Source organism: Streptococcus mitis (assembly GCF_000722765.2).
Classification (GTDB): Bacteria; Bacillota; Bacilli; order Lactobacillales; family Streptococcaceae; genus Streptococcus; species Streptococcus mitis_AQ.
Map to the genome: position 1 here is coordinate 467,861 of NZ_CP028415.1, position 16,613 is coordinate 484,473.

Annotated in this window: 17 protein-coding genes; 14 read left to right on the forward strand and 3 right to left on the reverse strand. The window is 42.7% G+C overall.

Annotated features, from left to right (window positions below; all coding sequences use genetic code 11):
• Nucleotides 1-11 precede the first annotated feature (11 nt).
• Genes SK637_RS02615 through SK637_RS02625 form a run of 3 tightly spaced genes read right to left on the reverse strand, consistent with a single transcriptional unit; the run spans nucleotide 12 to nucleotide 1,857 of the window.
• Nucleotides 12-776: a hypothetical protein gene (locus SK637_RS02615; protein WP_033688267.1), complete on the reverse strand. Its 765-nt coding sequence runs from the start codon at nucleotides 774-776 to the stop codon at nucleotides 12-14.
• Between the two features lie 15 nt (nucleotides 777-791).
• Nucleotides 792-1,487, reverse strand: a complete 696-nt coding sequence (locus tag SK637_RS02620; RefSeq protein WP_033688268.1) for an ABC transporter ATP-binding protein — start codon at nucleotides 1,485-1,487, stop codon at nucleotides 792-794.
• A gap of 4 nt (nucleotides 1,488-1,491) precedes the next feature.
• A complete protein-coding gene (locus SK637_RS02625; RefSeq protein WP_033688269.1) occupies nucleotides 1,492-1,857 on the reverse strand; it encodes a GntR family transcriptional regulator in 366 nt (121 codons plus the stop codon).
• 139 nt (nucleotides 1,858-1,996) lie between these two features.
• On the opposite strand from SK637_RS02625, the gene nrdR reads away from it, so the two are divergent.
• From nrdR to recG, 14 genes are all read left to right on the forward strand, one after another.
• Nucleotides 1,997-2,470, forward strand: coding sequence for a transcriptional regulator NrdR (gene nrdR / locus SK637_RS02630; protein ID WP_001203672.1), 474 nt, complete (start codon nucleotides 1,997-1,999; stop codon nucleotides 2,468-2,470).
• On the forward strand, nucleotides 2,471-3,640 hold the full coding sequence (locus SK637_RS02635) for a replication initiation and membrane attachment family protein (RefSeq protein WP_033688270.1): 1,170 nt from the start codon (nucleotides 2,471-2,473) through the stop codon (nucleotides 3,638-3,640).
• Nucleotides 3,641-4,537, forward strand: a complete 897-nt coding sequence (gene dnaI, locus SK637_RS02640; protein ID WP_033688271.1) for a primosomal protein DnaI — start codon at nucleotides 3,641-3,643, stop codon at nucleotides 4,535-4,537.
• A complete protein-coding gene (locus SK637_RS02645; protein WP_033688272.1) occupies nucleotides 4,534-5,247 on the forward strand; it encodes an NADPH-dependent oxidoreductase in 714 nt (237 codons plus the stop codon). The genes dnaI and SK637_RS02645 overlap by 4 nt, the downstream gene beginning before the upstream one ends.
• A 13-nt stretch (nucleotides 5,248-5,260) precedes the next feature.
• Nucleotides 5,261-6,571, forward strand: coding sequence for a ribosome biogenesis GTPase Der (gene der, locus SK637_RS02650; RefSeq protein ID WP_001207696.1), 1,311 nt, complete (start codon nucleotides 5,261-5,263; stop codon nucleotides 6,569-6,571).
• 85 nt (nucleotides 6,572-6,656) lie between these two features.
• Nucleotides 6,657-6,992, forward strand: a complete 336-nt coding sequence (locus SK637_RS02655; RefSeq protein WP_033688412.1) for a hypothetical protein — start codon at nucleotides 6,657-6,659, stop codon at nucleotides 6,990-6,992.
• A gap of 65 nt (nucleotides 6,993-7,057) precedes the next feature.
• Nucleotides 7,058-7,405: a hypothetical protein gene (locus tag SK637_RS10060; protein WP_033688274.1), complete on the forward strand. Its 348-nt coding sequence runs from the start codon at nucleotides 7,058-7,060 to the stop codon at nucleotides 7,403-7,405.
• A 32-nt stretch (nucleotides 7,406-7,437) separates the two neighbouring features.
• Nucleotides 7,438-7,725: a hypothetical protein gene (locus SK637_RS02665; protein WP_033688275.1), complete on the forward strand. Its 288-nt coding sequence runs from the start codon at nucleotides 7,438-7,440 to the stop codon at nucleotides 7,723-7,725.
• 145 nt (nucleotides 7,726-7,870) lie between these two features.
• Nucleotides 7,871-10,384: a preprotein translocase subunit SecA gene (gene secA, locus SK637_RS02670; protein ID WP_033688277.1), complete on the forward strand. Its 2,514-nt coding sequence runs from the start codon at nucleotides 7,871-7,873 to the stop codon at nucleotides 10,382-10,384.
• Between the two features lie 186 nt (nucleotides 10,385-10,570).
• Nucleotides 10,571-11,602 (forward strand): 3-deoxy-7-phosphoheptulonate synthase, encoded by a 1,032-nt coding sequence (locus SK637_RS02675; protein ID WP_004258559.1) that lies wholly within the window; start codon nucleotides 10,571-10,573, stop codon nucleotides 11,600-11,602.
• A gap of 1 nt (nucleotide 11,603) precedes the next feature.
• Nucleotides 11,604-12,635, forward strand: a complete 1,032-nt coding sequence (locus SK637_RS02680; RefSeq protein WP_000864041.1) for a 3-deoxy-7-phosphoheptulonate synthase — start codon at nucleotides 11,604-11,606, stop codon at nucleotides 12,633-12,635.
• A gap of 44 nt (nucleotides 12,636-12,679) precedes the next feature.
• The gene (gene acpS, locus SK637_RS02685; protein WP_033688278.1) at nucleotides 12,680-13,042 is read left to right on the forward strand and encodes a holo-ACP synthase; all 363 of its coding nucleotides are present in this window, start codon (nucleotides 12,680-12,682) and stop codon (nucleotides 13,040-13,042) included.
• Nucleotides 13,032-14,135 carry an alanine racemase gene (gene alr / locus SK637_RS02690; protein WP_033688280.1) on the forward strand — a complete coding sequence of 368 codons (1,104 nt, stop codon included), beginning with the start codon at nucleotides 13,032-13,034 and terminating at the stop codon, nucleotides 14,133-14,135. Before acpS ends, alr begins: the two co-directional genes overlap by 11 nt.
• A gap of 18 nt (nucleotides 14,136-14,153) precedes the next feature.
• On the forward strand, nucleotides 14,154-16,169 hold the full coding sequence (gene recG / locus SK637_RS02695) for an ATP-dependent DNA helicase RecG (protein WP_033688282.1): 2,016 nt from the start codon (nucleotides 14,154-14,156) through the stop codon (nucleotides 16,167-16,169).
• Nucleotides 16,170-16,613 lie beyond the last annotated feature (444 nt).

A 16,613-nucleotide genomic window follows, 5' to 3' on the forward strand; every position in this document is an offset into this window, starting at 1 on the left:
AGACTCTAAGATTATTGCAAATTAACCTTGTTTTTCAAAATGTGATAAGTTCCTAGATAGTAGATGGCTATAAGAATAACTTCTTCCAGAATAGTCATGATAATGCCCATCTGGAACTGATCAGCCCCTCCTGTGGTTGATGGGAAGTAGAAACCAGGGTTAGAACGATAGAAGAGTTCAATGAAGCCAACGACAATTTGGATACCAATGTAGGCTACAATTGACAGTGCAGTACGGTATTCATTGAAAAGCTGTCCAATGGAAATAGCCAAGTAGATGCAGAGGATTCCAGAAATGGTATTTAGTAGGAAAGATACCCCCATAAGAGAGAGTTGAGGAAGGTGTGTTCCTATAAATGGAATCAAGTCAGAAGTTGCAAACCAATCTGGAGCCGTTAGAGTCAGAACAATAAAAGCACTTAGAGCTAGTACAGCGGTGCTGACAATAGACCAAATAAAGGCACCGACTAATTTAGCAGTGATGATATGGTGTTCAGAAACTGGCAAGGTTAAAGTCAGATAGCCTTGTCGGTCATAGACACTTCCTTTGAATCGTTTAATAATCAAGAAGATAGTTGAAATCACAAGTGTAACCATTAAACCACCAAAGACAGTAGCTAGAAAAACAAGTAGAACAGATAGATTTTTTTCAGGTAGTTTGATTAAGGATTGTGCCTGTATTCCGATAAGGGCAGAAAGGATGAGCACGGCAGCGTAAAGGGCTAAATACCACTTGTTAACATTTTTAAATTCGTAGCGAACTAAATTCCAAAACATAATAATCTCCTTTGCTTAGGCCTTAAATTCCTGACGGAAGAGCTGGTCAATGGATTCACCAGACTCATAGCGAATATCATCTACATTACCCTGACGGACGACTTTTCCGTCTTTGAGGAAGACAATTTCATCCAAGATTGGCTCGATATCAGAAATCAAGTGGGTAGAAATCAAAACGGTAGAAGTTGGGGAGTAGTTGTTGATAATGGTATTGAGGATATACTCACGGGCTGCTGGGTCCACCCCACCAATGGGTTCGTCTAAAACGTAGAGACGAGCATCACGGCTCATAACCAAAATCAGTTGTACCTTTTCCTTGTTCCCTTTTGATAATTTCTTGAGACGACTATTTTCATCAATACCCAGGTCTGCAAGTAGATGATGGGCGCGTTCCAGATTGAAATCTTTATAGAAGGTCTTGAAGTAGGTTAGGGCCTCTTTGACCTTCATTTGCTCATTGAGATAGGTCGTATCCGGCAAATAAGCCACGATGGCCTTGGTTGCTGGGCTTGGGTCCATATCGTTGATCAAGACACGTCCCTGATCTGGTTGTAAGAGGCCGTTGATTAGTTTAATCAGGGTTGTTTTCCCTGAGCCGTTTGGCCCAAGAAGACCGACAATTTTTCCAGCTGGGATATCAAGAGAAACATTTTCAAGGACTGGGGTTGCTCCATATGATTTGGATACATTTTCAAATGCTAGTAATGACATAGGCTTAAACTCCTTTAATATAATCTCCGACTACGCTTGGTAGTTCTTCTTTTTCATAGCCAAAATGGGTCATGGAGGAAACGAAGTGTCCCAATTCTTCTTCTGATAATTGTTTGCGTGATTGGGCGATTAGCTTCTTATCCTCAGTCACAAATCGTCCAGTTGTGCGCTTGCTGTAGACAAATCCTTCTCGTTCAAGGTCTGACAAGGCTCTTTGGATGGTGTTTGGATTGACCCCTGCCTCGCTAGCTAACTCTCTTACTGTTGGAAGTTGTTGATTGGGTTCCAGTGTATGGGAAACAATCTGAAGCTTGATTTTCTCCATAATCTGTAAATAAATGGGTTTTTTGTTGTCAAATGTCCAGGACATCTTGGTCTCCTTTCTTTTATCCTTTTGTCTTAATTAAATAATACAACAAAACAAAAAACTTGTCAAGCAAAAAGAAGAATTGTTTTGGGAATCGCTTAAAAAATGGTATAATGAAAAGAAAACGATAAGGAGGGAAAGGATGCGTTGTCCAAAATGTGGGGCTACCAAGTCAAGTGTTATCGATAGTCGCCAAGCAGAAGAAGGGAACACCATTCGTAGAAGACGTGAGTGCGATGAATGCCAACACCGTTTTACAACCTACGAACGGGTAGAAGAAAGAACCTTAGTGGTTGTTAAAAAAGATGGCACACGGGAACAATTCTCTAGAGATAAAATCTTTAATGGAATTATCCGCTCAGCCCAGAAACGTCCTGTGTCAAGTGATGAAATCAACATGGTAGTCAATCGTATCGAACAGAAACTCCGTGGTCGAAATGAAAATGAAATTCAAAGTGAGGACATTGGTTCACTCGTCATGGAGGAGTTGGCTGAATTGGACGAGATTACCTATGTACGTTTTGCCAGTGTCTATCGTAGCTTTAAGGATGTGAGTGAGTTAGAGAGTTTGCTCCAACAAATCACCCAGTCCTCTAAAAAGAAAAAGGAAAGATAAATGAAGCCAATTGACCGTTTTTCTTATCTAAAGAATAATCGGGTGTCGCAAGATACCTCATCTCTGGTACAGTGCTACCTCCCGATTATCGGTCAGGAGGCACTGAGCCTTTATCTTTATACGATTAGTTTTTGGGATAATGGTAGAAAAGAATATCTTTTTTCAAGTATCCTCAATCATCTCAACTTTGGGATGGATAGACTGATAAAATCCCTGAAAATCCTATCTGCTTTTAATCTCTTAACCCTCTATCAAAAGGGGGATGTTTATCAGCTAGCCCTCCATGCTCCTCTTTCAAGTCAGGATTTCTTGGAACATCCTGTTTATCGCAGACTTTTGGAGAAGAAGATTGGTGATGCAGCTGTGGAGGATTTGAAAGTTGAGAATGCTGAGGGAGAAGAAAGACCTGTTTCACTCAATCAAGTCTTTCCGGACTTGGCAGAGCTGGGAAGTCAAGAAGACCTTGGTCTCAAGAAGAAAGTGGCCAACGATTTTGACTTGGATCATTTTCGTCAGCTTATGGCTAGAGATGGGCTTCGCTTTGCGGATGAGCAGTCCGATGTCTTAAACCTCTTTGCCATCGCCGAGGAGAAGAAATGGACTTGGTTTGAAACCTATCAATTGGCCAAGTCAACAGCTGTTTCCCAGGTTATTTCAACCAAACGCATGCGGGAAAAAATCGCTCAAAAACCGACTTCCTCTGACTTTAGTCCTAAGGAAGCGACCATAATTAAAGAAGCTAAAAGTAAAGCTGCCCTGCAGTTCTTGGCAGAAATCAAGCAAACACGCAAGGGAACCATTACCCAAACAGAAAGAGACCTCTTGCAACAGATGGCTGGCTTGGGCTTGCTGGACGAAGTCATCAATATCATTCTCTTGTTAACCTTTAATAAGGTGGATTCAGCAAACATCAATGAGAAATATGCCATGAAGGTAGCCAATGACTATGCCTATCAAAAGATTCATTCGGCAGAAGAAGCAGTCCTGCGAATCCGTGAGCGTGGGCAGAAGAGCCAGGCTCAAAAGACTAGTAAACCGAGTCCTACCAAGTCCAATGTACCCAAGTGGAGCAATCCAGATTATAAAAATGAAACCAGCGAGGAAACTCGTCTGGAACTAGAACGTAAGAAACAAGAACTATTAGCTCGATTAGAAAAAGGAGGAGATTAGATGGAAAGTGTCGGAGACGTACTCAAACGTCAACCTAGCCGTTTTCATTATCAAGATTTGGCCCAGAAAATCATGAAGGACCCTGATGTTGCGGCCTTTATCCAGCAAGAATCCCTTACTCCAGAGGAATTGAATCGCAGTATCTCCAAGTTTAATCAATACATCACTGAGAGAGACAAGTTTCTTCGTGGTGATATGGATTATATTGCCAAAGGCTACAAGCCAATTTTGGTTATGAATCATGGCTATGCAGACGTTTCTTATGAAGAAACTCCTGAACTAATCGCGGCTGAAAAAGAAGCGGCGATTAAGAATCGTCTCAAGTTAATCAATCTGCCAGCCAGTCTCAGGAAAGCTAGTTTAGCTCAAGTAGACTTGGATGATTTGGGGCGCTTGCCAGTTTTTGAAAAGCTATTAGCCTTCGTGGAGCAATATCCAGCTATTCGAAAAGGTCTTTACCTATATGGAGACTTTGGTGTGGGTAAAAGTTTCATGGTGGCTGCCTTAGCCCATGATTTATCAGAAAAACGTGGTGTTTCATCCACTCTCCTCCACTATCCTAGTTTTGTCATCGATGTCAAAAATGCTATCAGTGATGGCAATGTCAAGACCTTGGTGGATGAGATTAAGCTGTCTGAAGTCCTGATTTTAGATGATATTGGTGCCGAGCAATCAACAGCTTGGGTGCGGGATGAAATCCTGCAGGTCATTCTCCAATATCGGATGCAGGAAAATTTACCGACCTTTTTCACATCCAACTTCGACTTTGAAGATTTGGAGAAGCATTTTGCTAAAGTGAAACAAGGACCTGACGAAATCTGGGAAGCCAGACGGGTCATGGAACGCATCCGTTATTTGGCTGAGGAGACTCGTTTAGAAGGAGTAAACCGTCGATGACAGAAACAATCAAATTAATGAAGGCTCATACTTCAGTGCGCAGGTTTAAAGAGCAAGCCCTTCCTCAGGAAGACTTGACTGAAATCCTGACAGCAGCCCAGATGGCCTCGTCTTGGAAGAATTTCCAATCCTACTCTGTGATTGTGGTACGAAGTCAAGAAAAGAAAGATGCCTTGTATGAATTGGTGTCTCAAGAAGCCATTCGCCAGTCAGCTGTTTTCCTTCTCTTTGTCGGAGACTTGAACCGAGCAGAAAAGGGAGCCCAACTTCATACCGACACCTTCCAACCCCAAGGTGTAGAAGGTCTCTTGATCAGTTCAGTCGATGCAGCTCTTGCTGGTCAAAATGCCCTGCTGGCAGCTGAAAGCTTGGGCTATGGTGGTGTGATTATCGGTTTAGTTCGATACAAGTCAGAAGAAGTGGCAGAGCTTTTTAACCTGCCTGACTACACTTATCCTGTCTTTGGGATGGCACTAGGAATACCAAATGAAGAACATGAAGTCAAACCTCGCTTGCCATTGAATCAAGTAGTGTTTGAGGAAGAATACCAAGAGCAACCAACTGAGGCAATCCAAGCTTATGACCGTGTGCAGGCTGACTATGCTGGAGCGCGTGCGACCACAAGCTGGAGTCAGCGCCTAGCAGAACAGTTTGGTCAAGCTGAACCAAGCTCAACTAGAAAAAATCTTGAACAGAAGAAGTTATTGTAGAAAGTGAGAAATTATGGCCCTACCAACTATTGCCATTGTAGGACGTCCCAATGTTGGGAAATCAACCCTATTTAATCGGATCGCTGGTGAGCGAATCTCCATTGTAGAAGATGTCGAAGGAGTGACACGTGACCGTATCTATGCAACGGGTGAGTGGCTCAATCGTTCCTTTAGCATGATTGATACAGGAGGAATCGATGATGTCGATGCTCCTTTCATGGAACAAATCAAGCACCAGGCAGAAATTGCCATGGAAGAAGCTGATGTGATCGTCTTTGTCGTGTCTGGTAAGGAAGGAATTACCGATGCGGACGAATACGTAGCCCGTAAGCTTTATAAGACCCACAAACCAGTTATCCTCGCAGTCAACAAGGTGGACAACCCTGAAATGCGAAATGATATCTATGATTTCTATGCCCTCGGTTTGGGTGAACCACTGCCAATCTCCTCTGTCCATGGTATCGGTACAGGGGATGTGCTAGACGCTATTGTAGAAAATCTTCCAAATGAATATGAAGAAGAAAACCCGGATGTCATTAAGTTTAGCTTGATTGGTCGTCCCAACGTTGGAAAATCAAGCTTGATTAACGCTATCTTGGGAGAAGACCGTGTCATTGCTAGTCCTGTTGCTGGAACAACGCGTGACGCCATTGATACCCACTTTACAGATACAGATGGCCAAGAGTTTACCATGATTGATACGGCTGGTATGCGTAAGTCTGGTAAGGTTTATGAAAATACCGAGAAATACTCTGTCATGCGTGCCATGCGTGCTATTGACCGTTCAGATGTGGTCTTGATGGTCATCAATGCGGAAGAAGGCATTCGTGAATACGATAAACGTATCGCAGGATTTGCCCATGAAGCTGGTAAAGGGATGATTATCGTGGTCAACAAGTGGGATACGCTTGAAAAAGATAACCACACTATGAAAAACTGGGAAGAAGATATCCGTGAGCAGTTCCAATATCTACCTTACGCACCGATTATCTTTGTATCCGCTTTGACCAAGCAACGTCTCCACAAACTTCCTGAGATGATTAAGCAAATCAGCGAAAGTCAAAACACACGTATTCCATCAGCTGTCTTGAACGATGTGATTATGGATGCTATTGCCATTAACCCAACACCGACAGACAAAGGAAAACGCCTCAAGATTTTCTATGCGACCCAAGTGGCAACCAAACCACCAACCTTTGTTATCTTTGTCAACGAAGAAGAACTCATGCACTTTTCTTACCTGCGTTTCTTGGAAAATCAAATCCGCAAGGCCTTTGTTTTTGAGGGTACTCCAATCCATCTCATAGCAAGAAAACGTAAATAAAAAAGTAGAATCTGGAATGACATTTCCAGATTTTTTTGATAGAATGAAAGTGAAGAAAACGCTATCAAATAGAGGGGGGCTGGTGATGAAACATTTGTTTAAATTGATAATCCTATTTCCCTGGTTTTACTTTTTCAGCTGGATTGAAAAGGATAATAGAGATAGTAAATTTTTCCCATTTTTTTACTATTTTTACTGGATTTACATCCCCCTCTATGCTCTTTTTAGCCTTGCTTGGACAGTTATTTCAGTTCTGTTTTTCAATATCGTCTTGAGAAATGTGACAGATATCAAGTTATGGGGCATTTGGTTTCTTTTTATTCTGCTAGCTATTGGTCTGAATAGGTTAACTTATTTCTGTTTCAAAAAAATGCTTCGTTTGAGACGGGAGCTAGGGAAGTCTAAAGGTGGAAGGCATTGATTTATATTGGTAAGAACATTTAATAGAACGAAACTAAAGAAAACAATTTCAAAGAGGAGGTGTCGATGATGAAACTGTCCTTTAATTGGTTTCATTTGATACTCTTATTTCCTTGTTTATATTTTTTCTATTGGATAGACAATGCTGACAGAAACAGTAAAATTTTCCCCATCTTATACTATTTTTACTGGATTTATATTTCCCTTTTAGCTCTGTTTAGCATGGATATGACAATTTTTTCATTCTTATTTTTCACTTTTGTTCTAGATTATGTATCAGATGATAGTGATTGGGGTGTTTGGTTGCTTTTGATAGTCTTATCTCTAGGCAGTGACTGGTTAACCTATATCTTTTTCAAAAACATGTTTCGCTTGAGACGAGAACTAGGGAAGTCAAAAGGTGGAAGGCATTGATTTATATGGTTTTTATTGATAGGAGGTAGCTTATGACACGTCTAAAATCATTTATTACACGCTATTCCAAGGTTTATATTGGTTTAGTTCTGCTAATCTGGCTTGCGTTCTTCTTTCTTCCTTGGGGCAGTCCGATTCTGGGGGGAAAGATTGACCTCTTCAGCATACAGAAAGTCTTGCTAGTTTTTGGTATTCTGTCTATTTTGATGGCCTTGCTGTCCAAGAAAGTCAGTCTCTTTGTTTTTGGATTGATCTGCTGTTTTTCTCTTTGGATTAATCTATTTATCCTATTTGCGATTTTGCCGATTTTTGGCAATTAAAGTATCATAAAAGTCTGAGAGGTTAGCTTGGAAACTAGCCTCTTTTTCCTTTTCAAAATGGGGATTCTTCCTTGAAAATAATCAGTAATTGTGCTAAAATTAAAAGAACATTCTAAAATATTCGGAATTTAAAGTAAGGAAAAACATGGCTAATATTTTAAAAACAATTATCGAAAATGATAAAGGAGAAATCCGTCGTCTGGAAAAGATGGCTGACAAGGTTTTCAAATACGAAGACCAAATGGCTGCTTTGACTGATGACCAACTAAAAGCAAAAACAGTCGAATTTAAAGAACGTTATCAAAATGGAGAATCACTGGATTCATTGCTTTATGAAGCATTTGCGGTTGTCCGTGAAGGTGCCAAACGTGTCCTAGGACTCTTCCCATATAAGGTTCAGGTCATGGGAGGAATCGTTCTTCACCATGGTGACGTGCCAGAGATGCGTACAGGGGAAGGGAAAACCTTGACTGCGACCATGCCCGTATACCTCAATGCCCTTTCAGGTAAAGGGGTTCACGTAGTTACGGTTAACGAATACCTGTCCGAACGTGACGCGACTGAGATGGGTGAATTGTACTCATGGCTTGGCTTGTCAGTAGGGATTAACTTGGCTGCCAAATCTCCAATGGAGAAAAAAGAAGCCTATGAGTGTGATATTACTTACTCAACCAACTCAGAAATCGGATTTGACTACCTTCGTGATAACATGGTCGTTCGTGCTGAAAACATGGTACAACGTCCGCTTAACTATGCCTTGGTCGATGAGGTTGACTCAATCTTGATTGATGAGGCCCGTACACCTTTGATCGTATCAGGTGCTAACGCAGTTGAAACCAGTCAGCTCTACCACATGGCAGACCACTATGTAAAATCTTTGGACAAAGACGACTACATCATCGATGTGCAGTCTAAGACTATTGGTTTGTCTGATTCAGGGATTGACAAGGCTGAAAGCTACTTCAAACTTGAAAACCTCTATGACATCGAAAACGTAGCTCTGACTCACTTTATCGATAACGCCCTTCGTGCTAACTACATCATGCTTCTCGATATTGACTATGTGGTGAGCGAAGAACAAGAAATTTTGATTGTTGACCAATTTACAGGTCGTACTATGGAAGGTCGTCGTTATTCTGATGGATTGCACCAAGCCATTGAAGCTAAAGAAGGTGTGCCAATTCAGGATGAAACCAAGACATCTGCCTCAATCACTTACCAAAATCTCTTCCGTATGTACAAGAAATTGTCTGGTATGACGGGTACAGGTAAGACTGAGGAAGAAGAATTCCGTGAAATTTACAACATTCGTGTTATTCCAATCCCAACAAACCGTCCTGTTCAACGTATTGACCACTCAGACCTTCTTTATGCAAGTATTGAGGCTAAGTTTAAGGCGGTTGTCGAAGACGTTAAGACTCGTTACCAAAAAGGTCAACCTGTCTTGGTTGGTACAGTTGCAGTTGAAACCAGTGACTACATTTCTAAAAAATTGGTCGCAGCTGGTGTTCCTCACGAAGTCTTGAATGCCAAAAACCACTATAAAGAAGCCCAAATCATCATGAATGCTGGTCAACGTGGTGCTGTTACCATCGCAACCAACATGGCTGGTCGTGGTACCGACATCAAGCTTGGGGAAGGGGTTCGCGAATTAGGTGGACTTTGTGTGATTGGTACAGAACGACATGAAAGCCGTCGTATCGATAATCAGCTTCGTGGACGTTCAGGTCGTCAAGGAGACCCAGGTGAGTCACAATTCTACCTATCTCTTGAAGATGACTTGATGAAACGTTTTGGTTCTGAACGCTTGAAGGGAATCTTTGAACGCTTGAATATGTCTGAAGAGGCCATTGAGTCTCGTATGTTGACACGTCAGGTTGAAGCAGCGCAAAAACGTGTCGAAGGAAATAACTACGATACCCGTAAACAAGTCCTTCAATACGATGACGTCATGCGTGAACAACGTGAAATTATCTACGCTCAACGTTACGACGTCATCACTGCAGATCGTGATTTGGCACCTGAAATTCAGGCTATGATCAAACGCACGATTGGTCGTGTCGTTGATGGTCATGCGCGTGCAAAACAAGATGAAAAACTCGAAGCAATTTTGAATTTTGCTAAGTATAACTTGCTTCCAGAAGATTCTATTACGATGGAAGACTTGTCAGGCTTGTCTGATAAGGCCATCAAGGAAGAGCTCTTCCAACGTGCCTTGCAGGTTTACGATAGTCAGGTTTCAAAACTACGCGATGAAGACGCAGTTAAAGAATTCCAAAAAGTTTTGATTCTACGAGTGGTAGATAACAAGTGGACAGATCATATCGATGCCCTTGATCAATTGCGTAACGCGGTTGGACTTCGTGGCTATGCTCAGAACAACCCTGTTGTTGAGTATCAGGCAGAAGGTTTCCGTATGTTTAATGACATGATTGGTTCGATTGAGTTTGATGTGACACGCTTGATGATGAAAGCCCAAATTCATGAACAAGAAAGACCACAAGCAGAACACCATATCAGTACAACAGCGACTCGTAATATCGCTGCCCACCAAGCAAATATACCTGAAAATCTGGATTTGAGCCAGATTGGACGGAATGAACTTTGCCCATGTGGTTCTGGTAAGAAGTTTAAAAACTGTCACGGCAAAAGACAATAAAATGAGATAGTTTAGAGGCGGATACCTTGTGAAAAGTAATACTCAATGAAAATCAAAGAGCAAACTAGGAAGCGACCCGAAGCCTGTACTTGAGTACGGCAAGGGGAAGCTGACGTGGTTTGAATTTGATTTTCGAAGAGTATAAATTTTTACTTGGTATCCGTTTGCCTTATAAGGAGATGAGTTATGGTATTTACAGCAAAAAGTCCTAAAATTAATATTGAAGAAGTTCGTGCCTTATCAAAATTAGAAGGCCAAGCTTTAGAGAGAAAATCACAGCGCGATCAAGAGCTAGAAGCCATTATACGTGGAGAAGACCAGCGGATTCTCTTGGTAATCGGGCCATGCTCATCTGACAATGAAGAAGCTGTCCTTGAGTACGCTAAACGTTTGGCAGCTTTGCAAGAAGAAGTGGCAGACCGTATCTTTATGGTTATGCGCGTTTACACTGCCAAACCTCGTACCAACGGAGATGGCTATAAGGGCTTGATTCACCAACCTAACGCGACAGAAGCGCCTAGTCTTATAAATGGAATCAAAGCCGTTCGCCATCTTCATTATCGTGTCATCACGGAAACAGGTATGACTACTGCTGATGAAATGCTTTATCCTGAAAATCTTCCGCTTGTGGATGATTTGATTTCTTACATGGCAGTTGGTGCTCGTTCGGTTGAAGATCAGCAACACCGCTTTGTGGCCAGTGGGGCAGATTTCGCGACTGGTTTTAAAAATCCAACCTCTGGAAATCTCAATGTTATGTTTAATGGGATTTATGCTGCTCAAAACAAACAAAGTTTCCTTTTCCTAGGAAAAGAAGTGGAAACAACTGGGAACCCGCTTTCGCATGCCATTCTTCGTGGAGCAATTAATGAGTATGGTAAGAATATTCCTAACTACTACTATGATAATTTGATGGATACCATTGCTCAGTATGAGAAAATGGGCTTGGAAAATCCATTTATCATTGTGGACACCAATCATGACAATTCTGGCAAGCAATATATGGACCAGATTCGAATTGTCCGCCAGACCTTGATTAACCGTGATTGGAATGAAAAAATCAAGCAGTACGTTCGTGGTTTTATGATTGAGTCTTATCTAGAAGACGGCCGTCAAAACGAACCAGAAGTATTTGGCAAGTCTATCACAGACCCTTGTCTTGGCTGGGAAAATACGGAAGTCCTCGTCAGAGAAATCTACCAAACGCTAGGAGAATAAGATGGCATTTATTGAAAAAGGTCAAGAAATCGATATTGAAGCAATCAAGGCAGAAACCCAATTGTCTGCGGAAGCCTTGCGACTAAAGGAGCGCCGTGATAGAGAATTGGCAGACATCATTTCAGGGGAAGATGACCGTATCCTCTTGGTGATTGGTCCTTGCTCTTCTGATAATGAAGAGGCTGTCTTGGAATATGCCCGCCGTTTATCAGCCTTGCAAAAGAAGGTGGCGGACAAGATTTTCATGGTTATGCGTGTTTATACAGCTAAACCTCGCACCAACGGAGACGGTTATAAGGGCTTGGTTCACCAACCTGATACGTCTAAGGCTCCAAGTCTGATTAACGGCTTGCAGGCTGTGCGCCAGTTGCACTACCGCGTGATTACAGAGACTGGTTTGACAACGGCAGATGAGATGCTTTATCCGTCAAATCTGGTCTTGGTGGATGACTTGGTCAGCTACCATGCTGTTGGGGCTCGTTCTGTGGAAGACCAAGAGCACCGCTTTGTGGCTTCAGGAATTGATGCACCAGTAGGGATGAAAAATCCAACCTCAGGAAATCTTGGAGTCATGTTTAACGGTATCTATGCTGCTCAAAACAAACAAACCTTCCTCTTTCATGGCCAAGAAGTTGAGACTTCAGGAAATCCCTTGGCCCATGTCATCCTTCGTGGCGCAGTTAATGAATATGGGAAAAATGAGCCTAACTTTTACTATGAAACCCTGCTAAATGCCATTGAACGCTATGAAGCCATGGGACTTGAAAATCCCTTTATCCTCATCGATACCAACCATGATAACTCGGGCAAGCAATATATGGAGCAGATTCGAATTGTTCGCCAGACCTTGCAAAATCGTGATTGGAATGAGAAAATCAAAAAGACGGTTCGAGGATTTATGATTGAATCTTACCTAGCAGATGGTCGTCAAAATCAACCAGAGGTCTTTGGTTGCTCCATTACCGACCCTTGCCTAGGTTGGGAAAATACAGAGGCCTTGGTAGAAGAAATCTATGCTACCTTGACAAAATAAGTGAAAAGGATGGAGTTGGGAGATCTCAACTCCTTTTGATGAGAATGATAGTTGGACACGGAATTGACATCGAAGAATTAGCTTCGATAGAAAGCGCAGTTACACGACATGAAGGCTTTGCTAAGCGCGTGCTGACCGCTAAGGAAATGGAGCGCTTCACTAGTCTTAAAGGGCGCAGGCAAATCGAATATTTGGCTGGTCGCTGGTCGGCTAAGGAGGCCTTTTCCAAGGCTATAGGAACGGGTATTGGCAAGCTCGGTTTTCAGGATTTGGAAGTCTTGAACAATGAACGTGGGGCGCCTTATTTTAGTCAGTCACCATTTTCAGGAAAGATTTGGCTGTCTATCAGCCATACCGATCAGTTTGTGACAGCCAGTGTCATTTTGGAGGAAAATCATGAAAGCTAGTCCACATAGACCAACCAAGGCTCTGATTCATCTGGGAGCTATTCGACACAATATTCAGCAAATGGGGGCTCATATCCCTCAAGGAACGCTCAAATTTGCCGTAGTCAAGGCTAATGCCTATGGGCATGGGGCTGTTGCTGTTGCGACGGCGATTCAAGATGATGTTGATGGCTTTTGTGTTTCCAATATCGATGAAGCTATTGAACTCAGACAAGCTGGACTCAGCAAGAAAATCCTCATTTTAGGAGTTTCTGAAATCGAAGCTGTTTCTCTTGCTAAAGAATACGACATCACCTTGACAGTGGCTGGACTGGAGTGGATTCAAGAGCTCTTAGATAGGGAAGCGGACCTAACTGGATTGACAGTCCATCTCAAGATTGATTCAGGAATGGGACGGATTGGTTTTCGAGAGGCTCGTGAGGCTGAGCAGGCTCAAGATTTGCTCCAACAACATGGTGCTCGTGTTGAAGGGATTTTTACCCACTTTGCTACTGCAGACGAGGAATCAGATGACTACTTTAATGCCCAGTTAGAACGGTTTAAAACTATTTTGGCCAGTATGAAAGGTCTTCCAGACTTGGTTCATGCTAGCAATTCTGCAACAACTCTTTGGCATGCAGAGACTATTTTTAATGCGATCCGTATGGGAGATGCTATGTATGGTCTCAATCCAAGTGGAGAGGTTTTGGACTTACCCTATGACTTGAAACCAGCTTTGACCTTGGAGTCTGCTCTGGTTCATGTTAAGACAGTTTCAACTGGAGCTTGTATGGGCTACGGAGCTACCTATCAGGCAGATAGCGAGCAAGTCATCGCGACGGTACCAATTGGCTATGCGGATGGTTGGACACGAGACATGCAGAATTTCTCCGTCTTGGTAGATGGGCAAGCTTGCCCAATCGTTGGGCGAGTTTCTATGGACCAAATTACCATTCGTCTGCCTAAGCTTTATCCGCTGGGAACAAAAGTCACCCTCATTGGTTCTAACGGGTGCAAGGAAATCACTGCTACTCAGGTAGCGACCTACCGTGGAACCATTAACTATGAAGTGGTTTGTCTTCTCAGCGACCGCATTCCGAGAGAATATGATTAAAAAAGAAAGGAGTGGAGCATGAATCTACATCAACCCTTGCATGTCTTACCTGGTGTGGGACCAAAGTCAGCAGAGAAATACGCCAAACTAGGAATTGAAAACTTGCAAGATCTCTTGCTCTACTTTCCTTTCCGTTACGAAGATTTCAAGACTAAGCAGGTGCTGGAGCTAGAAGACGGTGAGAAGGCGGTTCTTTCTGGTCAAGTCGTGACTCCTGCCAGTGTCCAGTATTATGGTTTCAAGCGCAATCGCCTGCGCTTTAGTCTTAAGCAGGGAGAAGTCGTTTTTGCGGTGAATTTCTTTAACCAGCCTTATCTAGCTGATAAGATAGAGTTGGGAGCAACTCTTGCTGTCTTTGGGAAATGGGACCGTGCTAAGGCCAGTTTGACTGGGATGAAGGTCCTAGCTCAGGTGGAAGATGACCTCCAACCTGTCTATCGATTGGCTCAGGGAATTAGTCAGGCCAGTCTGGTTAAGGTTATCAAGACAGCCTTTGATCAAGGGTTGGACCTTTTGATTGAGGAAAATCTTCCCCAGTCTTTACTAGACAAATACAAACTTATGTCCCGTTGTCAGGCGGTTCGAGCTATGCATTTTCCTAAGGATCTGGCAGAATACAAGCAGGCCCTTCGCCGTATCAAGTTTGAAGAACTCTTTTATTTCCAAATGCAATTGCAGATGCTTAAGTCTGAAAATAGAGTTCAGGGCAGCGGTCTGGTTTTGAACTGGTCTCAGGAAAAAGTGACAGCAGTCAAGGAAAGCTTGCCTTTTGCCCTGACCCCAGCTCAGGAAAAGAGTTTGCAGGAAATTTTGACCGACATGAAGTCCGACCACCACATGAATCGTCTTTTGCAAGGGGATGTGGGGAGCGGGAAAACGGTAGTCGCTGGCTTGGCTATGTATGCGGCAGTGACGGCTGGCTACCAAGCAGCCCTCATGGTACCGACAGAAATTCTTGCAGAGCAACATTTTGAGAGTTTACAGGACCTCTTTCCAGACTTGCAACTGGCTCTTTTGACAGGATCCTTGAAAGCTGCAGAAAAGAGAGAAGTCTTGGAGACTATTGCCAAGGGTGAGGCTGATTTGATTATCGGAACCCACGCTCTGATTCAGGATGGGGTGGATTATAATCGCCTTGGTTTGATTATCATCGATGAGCAGCACCGTTTTGGTGTAGGGCAAAGGCGTGTTCTGAGAGAAAAAGGCGACAATCCTGACGTTCTCATGATGACGGCGACTCCCATTCCACGGACCTTGGCGATCACAGCCTTTGGCGATATGGATGTTTCCATTATTGACCAGATGCCAGCAGGACGTAAGCCTATTGTGACACGTTGGATCAAGCATGAGCAACTACCTCAGGTCTTGACTTGGTTAGAGGGGGAAATTCAAAAAGGTTCTCAAGCCTATGTCATCTCTCCCTTGATTGAAGAATCAGAAGCTCTGGATCTGAAAAATGCTATTGCTTTATCAGAGGAGTTGACGGCTCATTTTGCAGGTAAGGCAGAGGTGGCTCTTTTACATGGTAAGATGAAGAGTGATGAAAAAGACCAGATTATGCAGGAGTTCAAAGAGAGAAAAACGGATATTCTGGTTTCGACGACGGTTATCGAGGTCGGGGTCAATGTTCCCAATGCGACCGTCATGATTATCATGGATGCCGATCGCTTCGGTCTCAGCCAGCTTCACCAGCTCAGAGGTCGTGTCGGTCGGGGAGACAAGCAGTCTTATGCAGTTCTCGTTGCCAATCCTAAGACGGATTCTGGGAAAGACCGCATGCGCATCATGACAGAAACGACCAATGGATTTGTCCTTGCGGAGGAAGATTTGAAAATGAGGGGTTCTGGTGAGATTTTTGGAACCAGACAGTCAGGTCTTCCAGAGTTCCAAGTAGCTGATATTATCGAAGATTTTCCGATTTTAGAAGAAGCAAGAAAGGTTGCTAGCTACATTAGTTCGATAGAAGGATGGCAAGAGGATCCAGAGTGGCGGATGATTGCCCTTCATCTGGAAAAGAAAGAACATCTAGATTAAGCTTTCTCTAAGGAAATCTTATACTCAATGAAAATCAAAGAGCAAACTAGGAAGCTAGCCGCAAGCTGTACTTGAGTACGGTAAGGCGACGTTGACGTGGTTTGAATTTGATTTTCGAAGAGTATTAAGCTAGCTTTCAGGTTTGCCCTTTATACTAGAGTCATCAAAAAGAAACGAGGACTCTCATATGACAGTAACGATTAAAGTAAATTACCAAACCACTTTCCAAAAGAAAGAAGCAAAAAACTAATAGAAATAGAAGGAAGAAAGAGCAAAATGCTCTTTTTTTGTTTCTAAAACTACAATTTATTGAATCTGAAATAGTAAACCGTGGATTCTAAAACATTTCTAGAAATTAATTTGACTTTCCTAATTTATTTGTGCACATCTTATTTCAATACACTATATCTTACTGTTTCAGAGCTCACATCTACCATAACTAAA